Genomic DNA, 22,577 nt, shown 5'->3' with positions numbered 1-22,577 from the left:
AACCCAAATAAAAAATCCCTTAACCCAAAAAGGTTAAGGGACGGCTTTACACCGCGGTACCACCCAAATTACCGGAAAAATCCGGTCACTTCGTTAAAATAACGGCACAGGCGCCGGGCAAACCTACTGGGCTTTTCGCCTTTGGGTCGCCTCCTCCCGGGGGATTTTCGCCAAAGCCACGACCGCCGGGCTTCCACCCTCCCCGGCTCGCTTGGGGCCTTGAGCCTTGCTACTCGTCCCGTTCACAGGATTTTTCTAATTTAGTTAAACTCATATGATATTATATGGTCAAATATTAGATTCGTCAATAATGGACCCCTAAAAGAACTAATGGTAGTACCATCAAGTAAATTATCTTCTCCTTCTCTTACCAACACCAATAAATCTTCTGCCAGAAAAAGGAAAACCTGCCCCCTATTCCCATCCCTCGTTTTAATAAGATAATGTTTTTACCTAACGGATTTACAAAGCCCGGTTCTTCTTCGAGAGACCACTTTTCTTTTATTTTTTTCCAAAATTAAGGTCGTTTCTTCTTCTTCCATTACAAAAAATAATGCCTCAATCACGGTAAATTCCCCTTCGTTAAGAAAATTTAATTAACTAAATTTTAACTTAATTTTTTTTAAAATTAAAGTAGTCCTGGTATACTAAGAAAGTAGTCTAAAGAAACGAGGTGTAAGTTATGCTTTTAGCTTTTATCGGCGACATCCATGGTAACCTACCAGCTTTAAAAGAAGTCCTGGCCGATGCCGAAATGAATAAAGTGGAAAAAATCTACCACACCGGCGACCTTATCGGTTACGGCCCTTATCCCAACGAAGTTGTTGAACTTATCCGGGATAAAAATATTGAAGGAGTTCTTGGCAATTACGATGACGGTGCTGCCAATAACAAGCCAACCTGTGGTTGCGATTATAAAACGGCCAAGGAACACGAAATTGGGGCAAAATCTTTGGCATTTACCGCCAAAAGCCTGTTGCCGGAAAATAGAGAATATCTAAAAAATCTACCCAATACTATTAAGTTTGTCATTCACGGCAAAAACTTTCTCCTGTTTCACGGCTCTCCCGAGCGGTTAAACGAGTATTTAACACCGGATCTTTTCCCCGGGCGGTTTAATAAACTTATTGAAGATTACCCGGATATCGATGTTTTTGTTTTCGGGCACACCCATTATCCTTTTTATTTCCTCCACCGGGGACGGCATTTTTTAAACCCCGGCTCCCTCGGTAAACCCAAAACCAAAGACCCCCGGGCCGTTTACGCCCAGGTGGAAGTTACTTATGATAAACTTACGGTAAATTTTCGCCCTATTCCCTATCCGTATGATATAACCGCTGCTGCAATCAGAAAAAAAGGCCTACCCGAAGAACTGGCTCAGATTGTTTCAGGAAACATTCCTTTTTAAGTAAAAACCGATTTTCCCTTGAAAACCTCTCTTTTCTCTCGTTATTTCCCTTTTGCCCCAGTTTTGTTTATAATTAAAATTATGGGGTGGTTTTTTTGAATCAGATATTTTTATACCGTCTTTTTGATATTGCGGAAGAGATAAACCTTGCCAAAGCCGAAGAAATCCTGAGTGAAAAAAGGCCTTTTCGGTTAAAGCTTAAAAAAATTCCGCCCAAAGCCATTCACATAGAAGAACCACCATTAATCTTCGAATATTCTACCGGTTTTTATTTCTTTAATGGTAAAACTTTACATACAAAAATAGCGGGAAAAATTTTCGCCTGGGGTGTCTTAAGTTTAAACTTAAGTTTGGACCTTAAAGATTTAAACCATGATGAGTTTTTAGAACTGATGGTTTACTTAAACAATACCGAAGAATTTGACGGACTTTTTAAAAAAGAAGTGAAGTTTTTAAAAGACCTTTTAACTCCTGCTTTAATTAAACCTTCGCCAGAACTTTTTGAAGAAGATTTCCTGATTTTTTTTACAACCGAAAAACCAAATTACGATCCGGTTCCGCTTCTTTTAGGAGAAAAAGAACCTATATCCTCCACAACCCGGGCGGAAATTTTAAACAACCGCTTTTCCTATGCCGACACCGATATGACCATAATCACCTGGGATGCAGCCTTCGTCTATGACGCCAATGGCAATATGGATGTTATTGACCTTTTAGAGTTTGCCGTCTCTCAGCTCTTAGAGCTTCGTTACTATGATAGCTTACTAACAAAAGCAATTAACGAAATGTACCAGGATATCGACCAGGCCGAAGAAGAACGGGGCTACAAAAAGCTTGGTAAGTACCGGACAATAATGAAACGCCTGCTAAAAACCGTAGCCGATATCACCGAAATTACTGAGCGGGTGCAAAATGCTTTAAAAGTTACCGAAGATGTCTTTTACGCCCGGGTCTATTCCCAGGCTTTACGGATTTTCCGAACCAACATCTGGGCTGAGCAAATTCGTCATAAATTAAATGTCCTGGAGCGAAGCTACTCCATGCTGTCCGAAGAAGTGGTCACCAGCCGCTTTTTAGCGTTAGAGATTACCATTGTTTTACTGATACTTTTAGAATTTATTTTGGCGCTCTTACCTTATTTTAAGTAGTTTACCTGAGGAGGCCAAATCATGGAAAAATTCACTGACAAAATTCTTTGGGGATTAGCTGGTTTGATTGCAGCATTATATGTGACCGATAATGATTTTCTCTTTCTCGGCACGCCAAAAATTATCGCTCTCGCCAAAACCATTTTAATTACTTACCTGCCGAGCCTTATTCTTTTGACTCTCGTGGCAAGTTTACTGGTAAATCGCTTTAACCTTCATCCCCTTTTAGTCCTGCTTATGTACGGGGCCCCTTCCTTTTTAAGGTTAAACGGCTTTATCAGTCTTATAGTTGCTAAAATTTTACCTTTTGCCTTAAAAATTTCGCCCCTTTTAAAGCCAGAACTTGCAAAGCGGGCATTAGTTAAAGGGATTACCTTAGCTGCTGTAACGGCAGTCGGAATTGTCTGGTCGAATTACGATAAAAAAAGGAAAAAATCCCGCCGTTAAGAAGGATTCTTCGGCTACCAAAAATATCTCTAAAAAAAACTCCGCAGCATCCGCGGAGTTTTTTTATAATGATGTGCTGGATAAAGCCAGTCCACCTAACTTTCGATAAATTAATGTTTTAATTTTTATGCGATATTAGCTTTAGAGTATTCCAAAAGCTTTTCCCGAACTTCCTGGGTGGTAGGCAATTTTAATACTTCTTCCGCAAGCTTCTGGCAATCCCGAGCATCAAGCTTTCTTATAATTTGTTTTATTTTCCCGATTTTTCCTGCCTCCATACTGAGCTCTTTTAAACCTAAGCCCACTAAAAGGGGAGTCGCTAAAGGGTCTCCCGCCATACCACCACACATGCCAACCCATTTTTCTGCAGCTTTGGCAGCATCCGCCACCATTTTTATTAATCTTAAAACCGCCGGGTGAAAATGGTCGTAAAGAAAAGCCACTTTTTCATTCATTCGGTCCACCGCTAAACAATATTGCACTAAATCATTGGTCCCGATACTGAAAAAGTCCACTTCTTGCGCAAACGCCGGGGCTAAAAGTGCCGCTGAGGGGACTTCAATCATGATTCCGAGTTCTATTTTGTGATTAAAGCTAATATTTAAAGCTTTAAGTTCATCTTTAATCTCCTCGAAAATCATTTTTACTTTGCGAAATTCTTCAAGGCTTGAAATCATCGGTAGCATTACCTTAAGGTTTCCATAGGCACTGGCCCTTAAAATTGCCCGCAGCTGAATTTTTAAAAGCTCTTTTTGCTCAAGACCAATACGAATAGCCCGGTAACCTAAGAAAGGATTCCTTTCCTGGGGGAGGTTAAGATACGGTAAATCCTTATCACCCCCGATATCAAGGGTTCTTATTATCACAGGCTTATCCCCCATTACTTCGGCAACCTGCCGGTAGGCTTTAAATTGTTCTTCTTCCGAAGGCATTTCTTTTTTGCTCATAAACAAAAATTCTGTTCGGTACAAGCCAATGCTTTCTGCTCCTTGATTCAAAGCAAGGTCCGCTTCCTCAGGTGTCCCAATGTTTGCTGCTACCTCTACTCTTTTACCGTCACGGGTAATTGCCGGTAGTATAATTATTTCTTTAAGGCTTTGATTCCTTTCTTGTTCTATAGCTACCTTTTCCCGGTATTCTTCAAGAGTTTTTTCTTCAGGATTTATAATAACAAGTCCATTACTGCCATCTAAAATTATATAATCTCCATCTTTTAGTTCCAAAAATCCTTCACCTAAACCTAAAACTGCAGGAATTCCTAAAGAGCGCGCTAAAATAGCAGTATGAGAAGTTTTACCGCCAATTTTACCGATAATACCTAAAACAAATTTTTTATTTAACTGCACGGTTTCGGAAGGTGTTAAATCCTCTGCCGCTAAAATTATTTCCTCATTTATTTCAGTTAGTTGAAAAGGTTTTTCGCCGGTTAACTGAACCAAAAGTCTCCTTCCTACATCCCTTATGTCTTGAGCCCGCTCCCGCATATAATCGCTGTCCATGCCGGCAAAAATTTCAGCAAACTTTTCAACAACCTCTTGTACTGCGGCTTCGGCAGAATAATTTCTCTCTAAAATTAGTTTTTCAATTTCCGGGTAAAAGGCAGGGTCATCTAAAAAACTTTTTTGGCCTTTTAATATTCCTACTTTTTCTGTCCCCAAGGTTTTTTCCGTTTTAGCAATTAACTCTTCTAACTCCGAAACTACCCGTTCTTTTGCCGCTTTTAAACGCTCCCTTTCCGCTTTTATCTCCAGCTCCGTAATAAATTTCCGGGTTTTTTGAGCTGCAAAAGATTTATAAATTAATACCTTGCCCAAAGCTATACCTTCGGAAATACCAAGACCAGTTACTCTTTTCTCTCCCATTACTCCTCACCAAACTTTCTTTCTACTAACTCTACCAGAGCATTTACTGCTTCAACTTCATCAATTCCTTCGGCTTGAATAGTAATTTTTGCGCCAGGCTTTAGTCCTAAAGCCATAAGCCCTAAAATGCTTTTGCCATCTACGTTTGCGCCAGTATCGGTTTTTACCGAAATTTTTGCATCGTATTTTGCCGCCTTTTCGACAAAAAGCTGTGCCGGCCGCAGGTGGAATCCGGTTTTATTAGTTAAGATTACTTCTCTAGCAAACATAATTTCACCAGCCTCTGTTCTTTATAATTTACCTAAGATTTCTACCACTTGGCTAGCCGAAGACGCACTTAGAATCTCATTCCGAAATTTATCATCCATTAATTTACGAGCAAGCTCGCTTAAAATCTTTAAATGTTCATTCCCAGCCGACTCTTCGGGAACGGCAATCATAAATACCGCTTCTACCGGCTTACCGTCCAAAGACTGCCAGTCCACCGGCTTATCCAATCGGGCAAAAGCCAGCCCCACTTTTTGCACACCTTTAGATTTGCCGTGAGGAATGGCAAAACCAAAACCAATCCCTGTCGTACCGCTTTTTTCCCGGCTTAAAATAGCATCAAAATATTCCTTTTTATCAAAAACAAATCCTGCCTTATAAAGGCTTTCCACTAACTTATAAAGGCACTCCTCTTTATTAGAAACATTTAAGCCAATTAAAATTGTATCGTTGGTAATTAAATTTTGTAATTCCATTGTTATACCCCCTAAACCAAGCAAAAAATTACGGAATGGGACTTAGCCCACTCCTTATTATCCCTCAAAAGTTTAAACTTATTTGTTTTTCTTCAACAGGTTAACCATTAAGGCCGTAACGATAGTTCCTGCAGCAATTGCCACTACGTACATCCCTAAATTTCCTACTGCGTTGGGTATCGGGAGCACAAAAATTCCACCGTGAGGCGCCCGCAAGGTTACGTGAAACGCCATGGAAAGAGCAGCAGCAATAGCCGAGCCAGTCATGATGGAGGGAATTATGCGTAAAGGGTCGGCCGCCGCAAAAGGTATCGCTCCTTCGGTGATAAAAGATATGCCCAAAATTGCCGCCGCTTTACCCGCTTCCCGTTCTTCCTCGGTATATTTCTGGGGAGCCAGGACCGTTGCCAGCCACAGCCCCAAAGGAGGCGTCATACCTGCCGCCATCACTGCCGCCATGGGCTCGTAAATATTGCTGCCCAGTAAGCCTACGGCAAAGGTGTAAGCGGCCTTATTTACCGGCCCACCCATATCAAAAGCCATCATTGCTCCTAAAATCAGTCCCAGCAAAATGGCGTTTCCGGAGCTTAAACCCTTAAGCCAGGTAGTTAAAGCATCCATAATACCCTTAACCGGAGTACCAATTACATAAATCAGCAAAAGGCCCACGGCCAAAGAAGAGAAAAGAGGAATAATCAGCACAGGCTTTAAACCTTCCAAATTTTTTGGCAATTTAACATAATCTTTTAATCCTTTAGCAATATAACCCGCCAGAAATCCTGCTACAATTCCCCCCAGAAAACCTGCCCCTATTTTAGAAGCCAACATACCGCCAATTAATCCTGGAGCCAGACCTGGCTTTTCGGCAATGGAATAAGCAATAAAACCTGCTAAAATCGGCACCATCAAGGCAAACGCCGCGCCGCCACCGATATCCATAAGTGCGGCCGCCAGAGTACCTTTTTGTTCAAAAGCTTTAATACCAAAGACAAAGGAAAGAGCTATTGTCAAGCCTCCGGCTACCACCAGGGGAATCATATAGGAAACGCCGGTCATCAGGTGTTTATAAACCCCTGTACGTTGATTACTTTTTTCTTCTTTAACCTGTTGCACTTGATTAATAAAATCAGAAGCTGTAGCCTTTTTGTTTAAGGCTTCATCCAGTAAGGCTCCCGGGTTTTTAATCGCTTCCCCCACAGAAACCTTAATAACCGGTTTGCCGGCAAACCGGGACTCATTTACCTCGGTATCCGCCGCAATAATAATAGCCTGAGCTTCGGCAATCTCCTTAGCCGTTAGCTCATTTTCCACTCCGACCGCACCCCGGGTTTCAACCTTGAGCTCTATACCCTTTTCCTGGGCAGCCTTTTTTAAAGCTTCAGCCGCCAGATAGGTGTGAGCAATCCCTGTAGGGCATGCGGTTACCGCCAGGATTTTTTTCATAATTACTCCTCCTTTTTGGTTTTAATACTCTATAACCTCTCAACGTGCACCAGCGAAAGCTTTTCTAGTACCTCCGCCAAAGTACACGCCTGGGTTCCAGATTTAGCCGCCGCAACTGTTCCCGCCGTGGTAGCCAGGCGGGCTATTTCAATTAATGGTTTTCCCTGCAAGAGGGCAAAAACTATTGCCGCTACCATTGTATCTCCCGCACCTACAGTACTAAGTGGTGTCACGGGAAAGGGAGTGACTTTAAATCCTTCCTGGTTACTTAAGAAAATTGCCCCATCTTTTCCTAGCGAAATGACCACCAGCGCTATTCCTTCTTTAAGCAGGATTTTCCCCGCATCAACAATTTTTTCAGTGGTGTCAAGGGTCTGGCCCATTAATTCCTGAAGTTCTAAAAGATTGGGCTTTACCCCAAAAGGCTTACCGGCAATTCCTTCTCTTAACGCATCCCCATTGGCATCTAAAAAGGTCTTTATTCCAAATTTACGGGCGTTTTCAATGTAGTCCTTATAAATAGCCGGAGAAACGCCCGCCGGCAAACTTCCGCTTAAAACTAAAAAGGAAGCCTCCTTTAAACGGGATAATAGCAATTCCGTAAACTCATAAAGCTTTTTTTCCTCGACCCAAAAGCCCGGTTCATTTATTTCGGTTGTAGTTGTTGATGCCATATCTACAATTTTTAAATTAGTTCGGGTTTCACCGGGAACATTTATAAAATAAGTTTTGATTCCTTCCCCTTCAAGCTTACTTTGAATAAATCTACCCTGGTGGCCGGCAATTAAGCCAAAGGCTGCTACTTCTGTACCAAAGTTATTTAATACCCTCGCCACATTAATACCTTTGCCTCCCGGATCAACCCGCAAGCCTTGTACCCGATTTACCCCACCTACTATAAGTTTTTCCACGGTTACTGTTTTGTCAACGGCAGGATTTAAGGTTACTGTAAAAACTAATTTGTTCATCTTTTTAGCCTCCAAGACTTTTATACCTCAGCAATTGTTACTTGTACCCCAAGCTTTCCTAAATCCATAGCGAAATTCTTATTGATACCGGAATCGGTTATAAAGTGATTTAAATCAGTAATTTTGGCAAAGCGAGCAAAAGTAACTTTTCCCGCTTTACTGTGGTCGGCCAGTAAAAAGACCTCTTTGGCCGCTTTAATCATTTTTCTTTTCACCGCCGCTTCCGCAAGAGTTGGCGTGGTTAATCCTTCTTTTAAATCAATACCGTTGGTGGCGATAAAAGCTTTATCAACCCTAATCTGTTCTAAACTCTCCTCAGCAATCGGGCCCACTAAAGCCAGGGTTTCCCGCCTTAAAATCCCGCCCGTTAAATGCACTTCAATTCCCGAGGTTAGCTGCAGTTCCTGGGCAATTATTAGCGAATTAGTTACCACCGTAAGACGAGCAAAATTTTTCAACCTTTGAGCCAGCTGAAAAACCGTTGTACCGGAATCGAGAATAATGGTATCTCCTTCTTCAATAAATTCCAGAGCTTTTTGGGCAATAGCCTCTTTTTCCTGTTTGAACTTATCTTCCTTTTCCCGAAAGGTCAGCTCAAAATTTACCCCATGAAGAGCCATTGCTCCGCCGTGGGTGCGGTTTATAAGCCTTGCTTTCTCCAGTTCTTTTAAGTCCCGGCGAATGGTAGCTTCGGAAACCGCAAGATACTGGCTTAATTCCTGAACCGAAGCTCGAGTATTTTTCTGGATGTATTCAAGTATTTTTAGTTTTCGTTCTTCGCCAAACAAAACAGTCCCCCCAAAGCTTTTGTTTATATTTGATTATTTTGTGATTATTTTTGATTGTATTTGTTTGTTTTTGATTATATTACGAAATTTGAACCCTGTCAAGTATATTTTCAGAAAAATGAAGCAAAAAAATTCCTGATTTTGACCGAGTTTTTGTTTACCTTATTTGGTTATTTTGTTAATAATCAATTAAAAATTTTGCTTTGCAAAATAAAAAATGAGCCAGGTCAGCAAGCGCCAACAAGAAACAGTCCCTTTTTTTAAGTCCCGGCTTTTTCGTTTAAGACCCGGACCTTATAGTCGGTAAGCTTAAGCTCCGAAAGATTGGGGTATATTTCTAAAAGTTTTTAAGACTAAACGGCTTTATAGGGGTAATTGTGTCAAAAATTTTGGTCGTTATTTTAATGTAATCCTTAGCCGCCGGAAGGCTGGTAGAAACTTACCACGGCTACCAAAAATATCTGTAAAAACCCCATATTTACATTATCTGGTATTTTAGCTATAATTACTTCAGGGGGTTACTATGAAATCCAATTTCCAAGCTCAGCTAGAATTCATTTTTGCAAAAATAAAAAACGATTCTCGACCATTATCGCCGACGGCAAATCTCTCCTTTAAAGAAAAGTTATTAATTATTGAAAAAATTAACGAAACGATTTTGACCTTGAAAAAGGGTGAAATAGGTGATTCAAAGTTTAAAGAAAATAACTAACATCTTTGAAAAAGAAAAGATTCGTTATTGCCTAATCGGGGGATTGGCCGTTTCTTTTTATGCTGAACCAAGAAGCACTTTTGATATTGACATCTTAGCCCTTTGGCCCGAACCCCGGGAAATTTTTTTTGATATCCTTGAAAGAAATTCAATAAAATTTAACTATATAAAATCATCTTTAGCAGATCCCGTAGGAGACATAATTAAAGCTGTAATTGATAATGTGATTATTGACATAATTATGGCACGCTTCCCTCATGAAATCGATTTTGTAAATAATGCTATAGAAGTAACCATTGAGGAAAAAGAAAAATTTAAAATAATTAGTCTTTATGATTTAATTGCTCAAAAACTTTTAGCTGGAGGACCTAAAGATTTATTTGATGTAGCAATGCTTTTAAAATATAACCAAAAAAATATCACATTAGATTCCCTTAAGTTACACTTGCAAAAATATAAAATAAATCTCGAACCCTTTTTAAAGTTTATAAGCATTTATGAAAAAGACAAGGGACTGTTTTAAGAAACAGTCCCTTCATTGTTATTGATTAAAAAGTAAATCAAGCTGTCGGTCAGGGCTTTTAAACTGGCTTCAATGATATTGGTGGAAACTCCCACGGTGTTGATACTTTTCTCGCCGGCTGACGATTCAATTAACACCCGCACCACCGCCTCCGTTCCGGCTTTTTCGTTTAAGACCCGGACCTTATAGTCGGTAAGCTTAAGCTCCGAAAGATTGGGATATATTTCTAAAAGAGCTTTCCTTAAGGCATTATCTAAAGCGTTTACCGGACCGTTGCCATCGGAAGCGGTATGAATGGTGGTATCCCCCACCCGGACTTTAACCACCGCTTCGGATAAGACCCGGCCATCTTCCTTGATTTCAATGATCAGCTTGGAGTTGTCAATTTTAAACGGTTCCGAAAGCTTTCCCGTAACTTTTCGGACCAAAAGCTCCAAAGAAGCTTCGGCCCCTTCAAACTGGTAGCCCTGGTGCTCCATCGCCTTAATTGCCGCCACCAGTTCTTTACCATAGGTTTTTACCTCTTCTTCCGATAGCCCCAGGTTCTCACTGTTAAAAAGAAGGTTTGAAACTCCGGCCTGGTCGGAAATGGAAACTTTCCGGTGGTTGCCTACCAGTTCCGGCGGAATATGCTCATAAGTACCCTTATCCTTTAAAAGCGCACTGGCATGAACCCCGCCTTTATGGGTAAAGGCGCTCTGCCCGGTATACGGCTGATAGGGATTGGGATGGAGGTTGGCTATCTCCGCTACATAACGGGAAAGCCGGGTCAGGTTTTTTAAATTATCCTGACAATTTACCTCCACTCCCATTTTTAAAATAAGATTAGGAATTACGGAACAGAGGTTGGCATTACCGCACCGTTCTCCATAGCCGTTAATCGTCCCCTGAACCATAGTAGCTCCCGCTTCCACCGCTATTAAACTATTGGCCACCGCCAGTTCCGAATCGTTATGAGCGTGAATACCGATACGGGGGTGAATTTTTAAAGCTGCTTCCACCCCGGCCCGAATCTCTTTGGGCAAACTTCCGCCGTTGGTATCACATAATACTATGAAATCGGCTCCAGCCCTGACGGCCTGTTCGATAACTTTTAAAGCATACTCGGGATTATTTTTAAAACCGTCAAAAAAATGTTCCGCATCAAAAACCACTTCCCGCCCAACCTCTTTTAAAAAGGCAACCGTTTCGTACACCATTAAAAGGTTGTTTTCCAGGGTTGTAGCCAGAGCACTCTCTACATGCAAGTCCCATGATTTACCAAATACCGTAACTACCGGGGCTTCACTTTTTATCAGGTTCAGAAGGTTAGGGTCGTCTTTAACTTTTAGCCTTGGATGGCGGGTTGAACCAAAAGCCGCAAGCTTAGTTTTATTAAAATCAAGCTTTTTGGCTTCCTGGAAAAACTCTAAATCTTTAGGATTTGCTCCCGGCCACCCACCTTCTAAATAATCAATGCCAAAGGAAATTAATTTCCTGGCAATTTTTAATTTATCGGAAACGGTATAATTTATCCCTTCCGCCTGAGCTCCATCCCTTAAAGTAGTATCATAAAGGTAAACCTTCATCATAAACCCCACCTAAGATTTCTTCCGCTACTAAATCACCCATTTCTTCACAGGTAACTAACGTAGTACCCGGCTCCAAAATATCACCCGTCCGGTAACCTTTTTGTAATACCGCTTTTACCGCTTTTTCAATTAGTAACGCTTCTTCCGGGCAGTCTAAACTGTATCTTAACATCATCCCGGCGGATAAAATTGTCGCCAGGGGATTAGCTTTGTTTTGTCCGGCAATATCCGGTGCCGAACCGTGGATCGGCTCATATAACCCAAACTTTCCGTTTAAGCTGGCCGAGGGTAAAAGGCCAATGGAACCGGCCAAAACCGAGCCTTCATCGGTTAAAATATCCCCAAACATGTTTTCGGTAACGATTACATCAAACTGCCTTGGATTTCTGATAAGCTGCATTGCACAGTTATCAACATACATGTAGGAAAGCTCAACATCCGGATACTCTTTTTTAATCTCCTCGGTTATCTCCCGCCAAAAACGGGAGCTTTCTAAAACATTGGCTTTATCCACCAAAGTAAGTTTACCTCTTCGTTTTTGCGCTAACTCAAACCCAAGTCTTACTACCCTTTCCACTTCTTTTTCGGTATAAATCAAGGTATCTATTACCGCTTGTTCCCCTTGCTCGGTAGTGAACCGCTTCTTCTCGCCAAAATAAAGACCTCCCGTTAACTCCCGGACCATTAAAATATCCACACCCTCAATTATGTCCGGCTTTAAAGGGGAAGCATTTTTCAGTTCCGGGAAAAACATTACCGGCCGCAGGTTGGCATACAGGTCAAATACTTTGCGAATTTTTAAAAGCCCTCCCAATTCGGGCCGAATTTCCGGCGGCAAATTATCCCACTTGGGCCCCCCTACAGCCCCTAACAAAATAGCATCACATTGGTTTCCAAGTTCCACCGTTTCCTCGGGAAGGGGCACTCCCCTTTCGTCGATGGCCGCTCCCCCGATTAAACCGTACTGAAAATTAAAAGTAATGCCCTTTTTCTCCCCTAACGCTTTTAAAACCTTCACCGCTTCCTTTATTATCTCCGGTCCAATACCATCCCCCGGCAGCACCAAAATTTTAAACGGTCCCTTGCAGCTTCTCCCGGACATAGTTAATAAGTCCTCCTTTGGCAATAATATTCTGCATGAATTCCGGTATGGGTTTGGCAAAGTAGCTTTCACCAGTAGTAAGATTTTTTATTTCTCCGGTATCGTAATTGATGGAAAGTTCATCTCCATCGCGAATTTTTTCCGCCGCTTCCGGACATTCCAAAATTTTTAACCCAATATTAAAACTATTCCGGTAAAAAATCCGGGCAAAGGATTTGGCAATTACCGCTTCGATCCCCAGAGCTTTGATCGCAATAGGAGCATGCTCCCGGGAACTACCGCAGCCAAAGTTTTTCCCGGCAACGATCACATCCCCGGGGCGAGCTTTTTTGGAAAACTCCGGATCCGCATCCTCCATGCAGTGTTTGGCTAATTCCAAAGGATCAGAAGTATTAAGATACCTTGCCGGAATAATTACATCGGTATCAATGTCATCGCCAAATTTAAAAGCACGCATTTACCGCACCTCCTCGGGATGAACGATTTTTCCGGCAATGGCTGAAGCTGCTGCTACCGCCGGTCCCGCCAGGTAAACTTCCGATTCTACATGCCCCATCCTGCCCACAAAATTGCGGTTGGTAGTGGCAACCGCTCTTTCTCCCTTGGCTAAAATTCCCATGTGGCCGCCCAGGCAGGGGCCACAGGTAGGGGTGGAAACCGCCGCCCCCGCTTCAAGGAAAATATCTATAAGTCCCTCCTTAAGTGCCTGCCGGTAAACCGACTGGGATCCGGGAATAATAATGCACCGCACATAATCTTTTACTTTTTTACCTTTTAAGATCGCCGCCGCTACCCGTAAATCCTCAATTCGGCCATTGGTGCACGAACCAATTACCACCTGATCAATGTCCTTGCCGGATACCTCCTTTACCGGCACGGCATTTTCCGGAAGATGGGGAAGAGCTACCTGCGGTTCGATTTCTTCCACGTTAATTTCGTAAACCGCTTCGTATCTGGCATCGGGATCGCTGGCAAAAACTTTAAACTCCCGTTTTGCCCGGCCTTTTACATATTCCAGGGTAAGCTCATCCACCGGAAAGATGCCGTTTTTTGCTCCCGCTTCTATGGCCATATTGGCCATGGTTAACCGTCCTTCAACCGAAATAAGCTTTAAAGCCGAACCGGCAAACTCCATCGCTTTATATAATGCCCCGTCAACACCAATCTGCCCGATTATAAACAGAATGATATCTTTGGCGGAAACGTAAGGCAAAAGCTTTTCTCCGTAAAGGTAAAACTTGATACTTTCGGGAACTTTAAACCAGGTTTCCCCGAGAGCCATCGCCGCCGCAAGGTCAGTTGAACCTACCCCGGTGGCAAAAGCCCCTATTCCCCCGTAAGTACAGGTATGGGAATCGGCACCGATAATCACCTCTCCCGGCAATACCAACCCTTCTTCCGGCAGAAGCACATGCTCAATTCCCATTTTACCCACTTCAAAATAATAGGTTAGGTTTTGCTCTTTAGCAAAATCCCGCAAAATTTTGGCCTGTTCGGCACTTTTAATGTCTTTATTGGGGGTAAAATGGTCGGGCACCAAATAAACCCTGTCCCGGTCAAAAACCGCGTCCACTCCAATTTTTTTAAACTCGCTTATCGCTACCGGCCCGGTTATGTCGTTGGCTAAAACCGCATCTACCTTGCAGGAAATTAATTCTCCCGGTTCAACAACCTCTTTTCCGGCATGATAAGCAAGAATTTTCTCGGTCATCGTCATCCCCATTACTGCTTCTCCCCCTTCGCCTGGTAATCAAACAGTAATTTATTGATACCATTTAAATAAGCCTTGGCCGATGCTTCCAAAATATCGGTGGAAACTCCGCGACCGGTGACAATTTTCCCGAGGCCATTTTTTAGTTTCACCACTACTTCTCCCAAGGCATCTTCGCCGGAAGTTACGGCATTAATTGAATATTGCTCCAAAACCGGGGTTAAACCGGTTATTTTATTGATAGCTTTATAAATGGCATCCACCGGTCCATCGCCGGTGGCAGCGTCTTCTAATTTTTCCCCTTCCTTGATTAAGCCCACCGTGGCCGTGGGGATAATCGTTGAACCGGTAGAAATATGGAAATACTCCAGGGTGTAAGTTTCGGGAACTTTTCTTATTTCTTCTTCCATCATTGCTTCTAAATCCTGATCGGTAACTTCTTTTTTCTTATCGGCTAAAGCTTTAAATTTAACAAAAGCCTCATTCAACTGCTCTTCGGTTAATTCATAACCAAGCTCTAATAACCTCTCCTTTAAGGCATGTCTTCCCGAATGTTTACCCAGTACCAGACGGGATTCGGGAATACCCACCAGCCTGGGATTCATTATTTCATAAGTAGTTCTTTCCTTTAAAACCCCGTCCTGGTGAATCCCCGATTCATGGGAAAAGGCATTTTTCCCTACAATCGCTTTGTTGGGCTGTACCGGCATCCCGGTTAAATTGCTAACGAGCTTACTGGTCCGGTAAATCTCCTCGGTTTTAATGCCGGTATAAAAAGGCAATACATCTTTACGGGTATAAAGAGCCATCACAATCTCCTCTAAGGAACAGTTTCCAGCCCGTTCACCAATTCCGTTAATGGTACATTCCACCTGCCGGGCGCCGTTTTTGATGGCAGCTAAACTATTGGCCACCGCAAGGCCCAAATCATCATGACAGTGAACGCTTAACACCGCCCGGTCCATTACCGGAACTTTTTCTAAAATTTTGCGAATAAACTCCCCAAACTCTTCCGGTTCGGCATAGCCAACGGTATCGGGAATGTTTATGGTAGTAGCTCCCGCTTTTACCGCCGCTTCCACCACCCGGCACAAAAAGTCCAGGTCACTTCTTGAAGCATCTTCCGCCGAAAACTCCACATCGGCGGTAAATTTTTTAGCAAGTTTGACCGCCGCTACCGCCCGTTCCACTACCGTTTCCCGGTCCATTTTCAGCTTATATTTCAAATGAATATCGGAAGTGGCAATAAAAGTGTGAATCCGGGGACTTTCCGCATCTTTAATGGCGTCCCAGGCCGTTTCTATATCCAAAGCCGAAGCCCGGGCCAGGGCAGCCACTACCACCCCTTTTACTTCCCGGGCAATTAAGGAAACGGCTTCCTTATCTCCGGGAGAAGTTATAGGAAAACCTGCCTCTATAACATCAACGCCCAGCTTTTGTAACTGCCGGGCGATTTGCAATTTCTCCATAGCATTTAAACTAACTCCTGGCGACTGTTCCCCATCCCTTAACGTCGTATCAAAAATCCTAACCCTTTCCATTTACCTCACCACACTTTAAATGTTTTTTTGTTTAATTCTAACCTCTAATTTCCAACTTCAAACTTCTAGATTACCAGTCCACCGCTTCTCCTATAGGAGCCCCGGATAAAACCATGGGTAAAACTTTTTCTTCAGGGCTTATTTCGACCTCCAACAAGTACATTCCCTTATGGGCAAGCATTTCATCTAAAGCCCCCTCAACCTCTTCGGGTCTGGTAATCTTCCGTCCGGGAATTCCATAAGCCTTAGCTAAAGCTACAAAATCCGGAACAAAGCCCAAGTCAACCCCAAAGTAATTTTTATTGGCATAATATTCCTGCAACTGCTTTACCATGCCTAATTTTTTATTAACAAACAAAATAATCTTCAACGACAAATTCTGTTCCCGGGCAGTGGCCAACTCCCCCATATTCATTTGGAAACTGCCATCGCCGGTAATTAAAATTACCTGTTTATCCCGAAAAGCTACCGCCGCACCTATAGCTGCCGGCAACCCATAACCCATGCAGCCAAGACCCCCGCTGGTTAAGAAAGTACGGGGTTTTTTAAAGGGATAAAATTGCGCTGTCCACATCTGATGTTGTCCCACATCAGTAGCGATTATAGTGTCGGCGGTGGTCTTTTCCCCCAAAAGCTTAATAGTCTCCTGGGGTTTGATAAAATCATCTTTTTCATACTTTAAGGGAAACTCTTGCTTCCAGGTGTTAATTTGGGAAAGCCATTCCTGACGATTCTGCGGCTCAATTTGCTTTAACATCTCCTGCAAAACGTTTTTGACATCACCAACAATGGGAACATCCGCCCGCACGTTCTTGCCGATTTCCGCCGGATCTACATCGATATGGATAATTTTTGCTTTGGGAGCAAAGCCGGATAACTCTCCCGTTACCCGGTCGGCAAAACGCACTCCCAGTCCAATTAAAACATCACATTCGGTCACCGCTAAATTGGCATACCTGGTTCCATGCAGGCCAAGCATGCCCAGGAAAAGCGGACTATCCTGGGGAAAGGAAGTAAGTCCCATTAGCGTATTAGTTACCGGAATCTCAGCTCTTACCGCAAATTCATAAAGCTCCTGACTGGCATTGGCCGCAAGCACACCGCCTCCGGCAATAATTACCGGTCTTTTCGCTTCCCTTATGAGCTTTACCGCTTCGGCAATTTTTTGCGGATGCCCTTTTAAATTAGGCTTGTAACCGCGAATTTCTACTTTTTCAGGATACTGAAAATCTATGGTCCGCGCTGCTACATCTTTGGGTAAATCAATCAGTACCGGCCCCGGTCGTCCCGTGGAAGCGATATAAAAAGCCTTTTTCACCACCGCCGGAATATCTGCAGGATTTTTTACCAGAAAGTTATGTTTGGTGATGGGCATGGTAATTCCGGTAATATCCACTTCCTGAAACGCATCGGTGCCCACCATCGTTGTCGGTACTTGCCCGGTAATCACCACCACCGGTACCGAATCCATATATGCCGTAGCAATCCCCGTAACCAGGTTGGTTGCCCCCGGGCCCGAGGTGGCAACACATACCCCAACTTTCCCCGAAGCCCGGGCATAACCATTAGCAGCATGAATTGCTCCCGGCTCATGGCGCACCAAAACATGCTGAATTTTGGATCGGCTTAAGGCATCATAAAGGGGTACAACCGCTCCTCCAGGGTAACCGAAGATAGTAGTTACCCCCTCCAGTTCTAACGCTTTTACCAAAGCCTGAGCACCAGTTATCTCCAAAAGACATCCCCCCTACTTTTTCAGCCATGGCATCATCTGCCGTAATTCTGCCCCCACCTTTTCAATTAAATGTTCCTGTTCCCGACGCTTGATGGCGTTATAAACCGGACGACCGGCCATGTTCTCTAATATCCAGTTTTTGGCAAAAGTTCCGTTTTGAATTTCTTCCAGGACCTTTTTCATCTCTTTTTTGGTCTCTTCGGTTATAATCCTGGGACCTACCATGTAGTCACCATACTCGGCAGTATCGGATATGGAATACCGCATTAACGAAAAGCCACCTTCATAAATTAAGTCGACAATTAACTTCATTTCATGGAGACACTCAAAATAAGCCATTTCCGGAGCATATCCCGCTTCTACTAAAGTTTCAAAACCGGCTTTAATTAAGTGGGTTACCCCACCGCATAACACCGCCTGTTCACCAAAAAGATCCGTTTCCGTTTCTTCTTTAAAAGTAGTTTCAAAAACTCCCGCCCTGGTGCAGCCAATACCTTTAGCATAGGCCAAAGCTAAATCCTTGGCTTTTCCGGTAGCATCCTGATAGACGGCAATTAAACCAGGCACCCCTTTGCCTTCTAAATACATCCGCCTTACCAGGTGACCGGGACTTTTAGGGGCAACTAAGAAGACATCGACATCCGGCGGCGGCACTATTTGTCCGTAATGAATGTTAAAACCGTGGGAAAACATTAAGGCCTTACCCGGTTTTAAATGTTCCTCGATTTTATCCCGGTATAATTCTCCCTGAATTTGGTCGGGAACCAAAATTTGAATGATATCAGCCCACTGGGCCGCTTCATCCACTTTCATTACCGTAAAACCATCAGCTTCGGCTTTTTCCCGGCTTTTACTTTTTTTATGAAGACCTACCACCACATTTAAGCCGCTATCTTTTAAGTTCTGGGCCTGAGCATGCCCCTGGCTACCGTAGCCAATAATCGCAATTTTTTTCTCCCGTAAAAGCTCTAAATTAGCGTCCTGATCATAATAAACTTTTTTCATTTTTATTCCTCCTCCTTTACTCCATTTATATTTGAAGTTCTGGAGCCCCGCAGCAGGGCAATTTTTCCGGTGCGTACCAGCTCTTTAATACCAAAAGGCCTTAATGCATTTTCAATAGCTTCGATTTTATCTTCATCACCGGTAGCTTCAATGGTCAGGGTTTTGGGCCCAATATCCACAATCCGGGCCCGGAAGATTTCTACTATTTGCATAATTTCCCCCCGGGTACTGGAATCCGCATGAACTTTTAAAAGCAAAAGCTCCCGGCTCACATACTGTTCGGAGGTAATGTCCTGAACTTTGATTACATCAACTAACTTTCTCAGTTGCTTTACTACCTGCTCTAAAACCCGGTCATCCCCTTCCACAACAATGGTCATCCGGGAAATATCCGGATTTTCCGTCCTGCCCACCGCAAGGCTATCAATGTTATAGCCCCGGCGGCTAAAAAGTCCCGCCACCCTTGCTAAAACCCCAGGATTGTTTTCCACCAATACTGCCAGGGTATGCCGCATCAAATCCCCCCTTTAACCGATCATTTTGTGAATTGCGCCTCCCGGTGGCACCATGGGAAAAACATTTTCCTCCCGGTCTACCCAAACATCTACCACTACCGGTCCGGCATAATTTATTGCCTCCAAAAGTTTTTCTTCCAGGTTTTCTTCTTTTTTAATGCGCAAACCTCTTATCCCGTAAGCATCGGCTAACTTAACAAAGTCGGGATTTTTAAGTTCCGTATGCGAATAACGGCGCTGATGGAAAAGTTCCTGCCACTGCCGCACCATCCCCAGGTAACCGTTGTTTAAGATAATAACCTTAACGGGGATATTATAGGCCGCAACGGTCATTAGTTCCTGGCTATTCATTTGGATACTACCATCGCCCGATACCACTATTACCTGCTGCTCCGGTCTTGCCACCTGAGCCCCAATTCCTGCCGGTAAACCAAACCCCATCGTTCCTAACCCACCGGAGGAAATAAATCTCCGGGGCTTATTGAATTTGTAAAACTGGGCAGCCCACATCTGGTGCTGTCCCACATCGGTAACGATAATGGCTTCGCCTCCGGTTATCTTATAAAGAGTTTCGATAACTTTTTGGGGTTTTAAGCCACACTCCCGGTTATAAGTTAAAGGATATTTTTCCTTTAAACCAAAAACATACTTAAGCCATTTCTCCGGCTTTTTTTCGTTTACCCCTTTAATTAAAAGCTCTAAGCTGTTCTTTACATCCCCCACCAAAGGCACTTCCACCAGCACATTCTTATTGATTTCCGCCGGGTCAATATCTATGTGAACAATCTTGGCTTTAGGGGCAAAGCTTTTAACATCACCGGTTACCCGGTCGTCAAAGCGCACTCCCACGGCAATCAGGACATCACATTCGCTGACCGCATAATTAGCCGGCTTGGTCCCGTGCATACCCAGCATTCCCAAGAATAATGGATGGTCTCCGGGAAATCCTCCTAAACCCATTAAACTTGCAACCACCGGCGCATTGATTTTCTCGGCAAAAGCCAGCAATAATTTCTCGGCCCCGGCGTTAACAGTCCCGCCTCCGGTAAAAATTAACGGACGCTCGGAGGAATTTATTAACGCTATAGCCTTATTAACCTCTTCCTCGCCGGGAGTTAAAACCGGTTTGTACCCTGGAAGCTCAACTTTTTCGGGAAATTCATAGCGCGCCTTGGCCGCCGAAACATCCTTGGGAATATCAATTAAAACCGGCCCCGGTCGTCCCGTCCGGGCAATGTAAAATGCTTCCACCACCGTCTGGGCCAGTTCCCCCGGATCTTTTACCAAATAATTATGTTTGGTAATCGGCATGGTTATGCCGGTAATATCCGCTTCCTGAAACGAATCCCGTCCCAAAAGCGAGGTTGCCACCTGTCCGGTAATAGCAACCACCGGAACCGAATCCATATAGGCTGTGGCAAGACCGGTTACCAGGTTAGTGGCTCCTGGGCCGGAAGTTGCAAAACATACCCCTACCTTTCCCGAAGCGCGGGCATAGCCATCGGCGGCATGGGCCGCTCCCTGTTCGTGCCGGGTCAAGTAATGGGTAATTTTTGAATCATAAAGGGCATCGTAAATGGGCAGTACCGCTCCCCCGGGATAGCCAAATACAGTATCCACTCCTAAATCCTCTAATACTTTAATTAAAATTTGCGCTCCGGTTAACTCCATTTCGCTCACCCCTACTTTAAAAACACCGCACCTAAATTAGCAGAGCTCACTAATTTTTGATAACGAGCAAGGTAACCTTCTTTAATCTTAGGCTCGGGAATTTGTAACCGGGCTTTTCTTTGGTTAAGTTCTTCTTCTGATACTAAAAGATCTAATCTTTGCCCCGGAATATCTATTTTTATTAAGTCTCCTTCCCGAACCAAAGCTATCGGTCCACCTTCATAACCTTCGGGAGAAACATGCCCGATTGCTGCTCCCCGGGTTGCTCCCGAAAACCGGCCATCGGTAATCAATGCCACATCTTTATCCAAGCCCATCCCGGCAAGGGCCGAAGTTGGTGTTAACATCTCCCGCATGCCGGGACCACCTTTGGGGCCTTCATAGCGGATAACCACCACATCGCCTTTCTTTATTTGCCCGGTTAAAATGGCAGTGGTAGCATCTTCTTCGCTATCAAAAACCCGGGCCGGACCGGTATGGATTAACATTTCCGGTAAAACCGCCGATTTTTTCACCACCGCTCCCCGGGGTGCCAGGGTTCCAAACAAAATTGCTAAGCCCCCCGTCTCCGAGTAAGGATTATCAATGGGTCGGATAACTTCGGGATTTTTATTGACAGCATTTTTCAGGTTTTCCCCCACCGTTTTCCCCGAAACGGTAAGGAGGTCTTCTCTGATCAAACCTTTCTTCGAAAGCTCCTTCATTACCGCCATAATTCCCCCGGCAAAATACAGGTCTTCCATGTGGTGCGGTCCCGCCGGGCTTAAACGGCAGAGGTTTGGCGTTCTTTCACTTACCTCGTTAACCAGGTTTAAATCGAACTCCACTCCCGCCTCATAAGCTACCGCCGCCAAATGTAAAACCGTATTGGTCGAGCACCCTAAAGCCATATCTACCGCCAAACCATTTAATAAACTTTCCCGGGTAAAGATATCCCGGGGACGGATATTTTGGGAAAGTAGTTCCATTACCTTTTCCCCGGAAAGTTTAGCAAGCCTTAACCTTTCGGCATACACCGCCGGAATAGTGCCGTTTCCGGGAAGGGCCATCCCTATGGCCTCGGTTAAACAGTTCATCGAGTTGGCGGTAAACATCCCGGCACACGAGCCACAGCCGGGGCAGGCGTAATTTTCATACTCTAAAAGTTCCTCTTCACTCATAAGGCCGGCAGCAACAGCCCCTACCCTTTCAAAAACATTGCTGAGGGAAACGCTTTTTCCCCTTACTCTTCCCGCTAACATCGGCCCACCGCTGACAAAAATAGCCGGAAGATTTAAACGCATTGCCGCAATTAACATTCCGGGAACAATTTTGTCGCAGTTGGGAACAAAGACAAGGGCATCAAACTGGTGAGCTTTAACCATGACTTCCACCGAATCGGCAATAAGTTCCCGGCTGGCAAGCGAATACTTCATTCCCTCGTGGTTCATGGCTATACCATCGCAAACACCGATTACCGGGAGCTCAAAGGGAACCCCGCCGGCAGTTCTCACTCCGGCTTTTACCGCTTCAACCACCGTTCTTAAATGAAGGTGCCCGGGAACAATTTCCGAAAAACTGTGAACAACGCCGATAAACGGGCGTTTTAGCTCATTATCGGTAATTCCCAAAGCCTTAAGTAAACTTCGATGCGGTGCTTTGCTAATGCCTGACTTAATGAGGTGACTTGGCATCTTTCTCCCCC

The 22,577-nt window shown here is 43.9% G+C and carries 21 protein-coding genes and 1 other annotated feature; of the genes, 5 read left to right on the top strand and 16 right to left on the bottom strand.

The genetic code is table 11. From position 1 onward, the window contains the following. Positions 1 to 33 precede the first annotated feature (33 nt). Positions 34 to 255 (bottom strand) — a binding site (T-box leader). 427 nt (positions 256 to 682) lie between these two features. From CARFE_RS0100260 to CARFE_RS0100250, 3 genes are all read left to right on the top strand, one after another. Then, positions 683 to 1,408, top strand: coding sequence for a metallophosphoesterase family protein (locus CARFE_RS0100260; RefSeq protein ID WP_028051328.1), 726 nt, complete (start codon positions 683 to 685; stop codon positions 1,406 to 1,408). A 95-nt stretch (positions 1,409 to 1,503) separates the two neighbouring features. Further along, on the top strand, positions 1,504 to 2,556 hold the full coding sequence (locus tag CARFE_RS0100255; RefSeq protein WP_034541352.1) for an RMD1 family protein: 1,053 nt from the start codon (positions 1,504 to 1,506) through the stop codon (positions 2,554 to 2,556). A 21-nt stretch (positions 2,557 to 2,577) separates the two neighbouring features. Next, the gene (locus tag CARFE_RS0100250) at positions 2,578 to 3,003 is read left to right on the top strand and encodes a hypothetical protein (protein ID WP_028051326.1); all 426 of its coding nucleotides are present in this window, start codon (positions 2,578 to 2,580) and stop codon (positions 3,001 to 3,003) included. A gap of 125 nt (positions 3,004 to 3,128) precedes the next feature. On the opposite strand, the gene ptsP is transcribed toward CARFE_RS0100250, so the two are convergent. From ptsP to CARFE_RS0100220, 6 genes are all read right to left on the bottom strand, one after another. Next, on the bottom strand, positions 3,129 to 4,865 hold the full coding sequence (ptsP, locus tag CARFE_RS0100245) for a phosphoenolpyruvate--protein phosphotransferase (RefSeq protein ID WP_028051325.1): 1,737 nt from the start codon (positions 4,863 to 4,865) through the stop codon (positions 3,129 to 3,131). Further along, positions 4,865 to 5,134, bottom strand: a complete 270-nt coding sequence (locus tag CARFE_RS0100240) for an HPr family phosphocarrier protein (protein ID WP_028051324.1) — start codon at positions 5,132 to 5,134, stop codon at positions 4,865 to 4,867. Before CARFE_RS0100240 ends, ptsP begins: the two co-directional genes overlap by 1 nt. Positions 5,135 to 5,155: 21 nt before the next feature. Continuing rightward, entirely contained in the window at positions 5,156 to 5,608 is a 453-nt protein-coding gene (locus CARFE_RS0100235; RefSeq protein WP_028051323.1) for a PTS sugar transporter subunit IIA, read from the bottom strand. A gap of 78 nt (positions 5,609 to 5,686) precedes the next feature. Beyond that, positions 5,687 to 7,051, bottom strand: a complete 1,365-nt coding sequence (locus CARFE_RS0100230; protein ID WP_028051322.1) for a PTS fructose transporter subunit IIC — start codon at positions 7,049 to 7,051, stop codon at positions 5,687 to 5,689. 29 nt (positions 7,052 to 7,080) lie between these two features. Then, the gene (gene pfkB, locus CARFE_RS0100225; protein ID WP_028051321.1) at positions 7,081 to 8,019 is read right to left on the bottom strand and encodes a 1-phosphofructokinase; all 939 of its coding nucleotides are present in this window, start codon (positions 8,017 to 8,019) and stop codon (positions 7,081 to 7,083) included. A gap of 20 nt (positions 8,020 to 8,039) precedes the next feature. Next, entirely contained in the window at positions 8,040 to 8,807 is a 768-nt protein-coding gene (locus tag CARFE_RS0100220) for a DeoR/GlpR family DNA-binding transcription regulator (RefSeq protein WP_028051320.1), read from the bottom strand. 523 nt (positions 8,808 to 9,330) lie between these two features. Between CARFE_RS0100220 and CARFE_RS0100210 the strand changes: the two genes are divergently transcribed. Together CARFE_RS0100210 and CARFE_RS0100205 are read left to right on the top strand one after the other, a co-directional pair. Further along, positions 9,331 to 9,519, top strand: a complete 189-nt coding sequence (locus CARFE_RS0100210) for a hypothetical protein (RefSeq protein WP_011343461.1) — start codon at positions 9,331 to 9,333, stop codon at positions 9,517 to 9,519. Beyond that, entirely contained in the window at positions 9,491 to 10,042 is a 552-nt protein-coding gene (locus CARFE_RS0100205) for a DUF6036 family nucleotidyltransferase (protein ID WP_028051318.1), read from the top strand. Before CARFE_RS0100210 ends, CARFE_RS0100205 begins: the two co-directional genes overlap by 29 nt. Here CARFE_RS0100205 and cimA read toward each other — a convergent pair. The 10 genes from cimA to ilvD form a co-directional block, all read right to left on the bottom strand. Next, on the bottom strand, positions 10,039 to 11,613 hold the full coding sequence (gene cimA / locus CARFE_RS0100200) for a citramalate synthase (RefSeq protein ID WP_028051317.1): 1,575 nt from the start codon (positions 11,611 to 11,613) through the stop codon (positions 10,039 to 10,041). The genes CARFE_RS0100205 and cimA overlap by 4 nt on opposite strands. Further along, complete coding sequence (gene leuB, locus CARFE_RS0100195; RefSeq protein ID WP_028051316.1) at positions 11,591 to 12,715, bottom strand: 3-isopropylmalate dehydrogenase; 1,125 nt, start codon at positions 12,713 to 12,715, stop codon at positions 11,591 to 11,593. The genes cimA and leuB overlap by 23 nt, the downstream gene beginning before the upstream one ends. After that, a complete protein-coding gene (leuD, locus tag CARFE_RS0100190) occupies positions 12,684 to 13,172 on the bottom strand; it encodes a 3-isopropylmalate dehydratase small subunit (RefSeq protein WP_011343457.1) in 489 nt (162 codons plus the stop codon). The genes leuB and leuD overlap by 32 nt, the downstream gene beginning before the upstream one ends. Then, a complete protein-coding gene (leuC, locus tag CARFE_RS0100185; protein WP_028051315.1) occupies positions 13,173 to 14,438 on the bottom strand; it encodes a 3-isopropylmalate dehydratase large subunit in 1,266 nt (421 codons plus the stop codon). Then, positions 14,438 to 15,967: a 2-isopropylmalate synthase gene (locus CARFE_RS0100180; RefSeq protein ID WP_028051314.1), complete on the bottom strand. Its 1,530-nt coding sequence runs from the start codon at positions 15,965 to 15,967 to the stop codon at positions 14,438 to 14,440. Before CARFE_RS0100180 ends, leuC begins: the two co-directional genes overlap by 1 nt. Before the next feature lie 70 nt (positions 15,968 to 16,037). After that, positions 16,038 to 17,702: a biosynthetic-type acetolactate synthase large subunit gene (gene ilvB, locus CARFE_RS0100175; protein WP_028051313.1), complete on the bottom strand. Its 1,665-nt coding sequence runs from the start codon at positions 17,700 to 17,702 to the stop codon at positions 16,038 to 16,040. Between the two features lie 12 nt (positions 17,703 to 17,714). Continuing rightward, positions 17,715 to 18,707: a ketol-acid reductoisomerase gene (gene ilvC, locus CARFE_RS0100170; RefSeq protein ID WP_011343453.1), complete on the bottom strand. Its 993-nt coding sequence runs from the start codon at positions 18,705 to 18,707 to the stop codon at positions 17,715 to 17,717. Between the two features lie 2 nt (positions 18,708 to 18,709). Further along, positions 18,710 to 19,222, bottom strand: coding sequence for an acetolactate synthase small subunit (gene ilvN / locus CARFE_RS0100165; protein ID WP_028051312.1), 513 nt, complete (start codon positions 19,220 to 19,222; stop codon positions 18,710 to 18,712). 12 nt (positions 19,223 to 19,234) lie between these two features. Then, entirely contained in the window at positions 19,235 to 20,893 is a 1,659-nt protein-coding gene (gene ilvB, locus CARFE_RS0100160) for a biosynthetic-type acetolactate synthase large subunit (RefSeq protein WP_028051311.1), read from the bottom strand. Positions 20,894 to 20,904: 11 nt separating this feature from the next. Continuing rightward, positions 20,905 to 22,566: a dihydroxy-acid dehydratase gene (ilvD, locus tag CARFE_RS0100155; protein ID WP_028051310.1), complete on the bottom strand. Its 1,662-nt coding sequence runs from the start codon at positions 22,564 to 22,566 to the stop codon at positions 20,905 to 20,907. Between the last annotated feature and the right edge of the window lie 11 nt (positions 22,567 to 22,577).

The organism is Carboxydothermus ferrireducens DSM 11255, from assembly GCF_000427565.1.
Classification (GTDB): Bacteria; Bacillota; Z-2901; order Carboxydothermales; family Carboxydothermaceae; genus Carboxydothermus; species Carboxydothermus hydrogenoformans.
The sequence above is the reverse complement of the archived record's forward strand: the minus strand, read 5'-3'. Positions and strand labels throughout refer to the sequence as shown.

What these genes read in the sequence shown, in the direction of transcription:
- CARFE_RS0100180 (WP_028051314.1), bottom strand. Translation starts at nt 15,967, where the DNA reads ATGGAAAGGGTTAGGATTTTTGATACGACGTTAAGGGATGGGGAACAG.
- CARFE_RS0100230 (WP_028051322.1), bottom strand. Translation starts at nt 7,051, where the DNA reads ATGAAAAAAATCCTGGCGGTAACCGCATGCCCTACAGGGATTGCTCAC.
- leuB (WP_028051316.1), bottom strand. Translation starts at nt 12,715, where the DNA reads ATGTCCGGGAGAAGCTGCAAGGGACCGTTTAAAATTTTGGTGCTGCCG.
- ilvD (WP_028051310.1), bottom strand. Translation starts at nt 22,566, where the DNA reads ATGCCAAGTCACCTCATTAAGTCAGGCATTAGCAAAGCACCGCATCGA.
- CARFE_RS0100235 (WP_028051323.1), bottom strand. Translation starts at nt 5,608, where the DNA reads ATGGAATTACAAAATTTAATTACCAACGATACAATTTTAATTGGCTTA.
- ilvC (WP_011343453.1), bottom strand. Translation starts at nt 18,707, where the DNA reads ATGAAAAAAGTTTATTATGATCAGGACGCTAATTTAGAGCTTTTACGG.
- ptsP (WP_028051325.1), bottom strand. Translation starts at nt 4,865, where the DNA reads ATGGGAGAGAAAAGAGTAACTGGTCTTGGTATTTCCGAAGGTATAGCT.
- leuC (WP_028051315.1), bottom strand. Translation starts at nt 14,438, where the DNA reads ATGGGGATGACGATGACCGAGAAAATTCTTGCTTATCATGCCGGAAAA.
- pfkB (WP_028051321.1), bottom strand. Translation starts at nt 8,019, where the DNA reads ATGAACAAATTAGTTTTTACAGTAACCTTAAATCCTGCCGTTGACAAA.
- CARFE_RS0100260 (WP_028051328.1), top strand. Translation starts at nt 683, where the DNA reads ATGCTTTTAGCTTTTATCGGCGACATCCATGGTAACCTACCAGCTTTA.
- CARFE_RS0100240 (WP_028051324.1), bottom strand. Translation starts at nt 5,134, where the DNA reads ATGTTTGCTAGAGAAGTAATCTTAACTAATAAAACCGGATTCCACCTG.
- CARFE_RS0100210 (WP_011343461.1), top strand. Translation starts at nt 9,331, where the DNA reads ATGAAATCCAATTTCCAAGCTCAGCTAGAATTCATTTTTGCAAAAATA.
- ilvN (WP_028051312.1), bottom strand. Translation starts at nt 19,222, where the DNA reads ATGCGGCATACCCTGGCAGTATTGGTGGAAAACAATCCTGGGGTTTTA.
- cimA (WP_028051317.1), bottom strand. Translation starts at nt 11,613, where the DNA reads ATGATGAAGGTTTACCTTTATGATACTACTTTAAGGGATGGAGCTCAG.
- leuD (WP_011343457.1), bottom strand. Translation starts at nt 13,172, where the DNA reads ATGCGTGCTTTTAAATTTGGCGATGACATTGATACCGATGTAATTATT.
- CARFE_RS0100250 (WP_028051326.1), top strand. Translation starts at nt 2,578, where the DNA reads ATGGAAAAATTCACTGACAAAATTCTTTGGGGATTAGCTGGTTTGATT.
- ilvB (WP_028051311.1), bottom strand. Translation starts at nt 20,893, where the DNA reads ATGGAGTTAACCGGAGCGCAAATTTTAATTAAAGTATTAGAGGATTTA.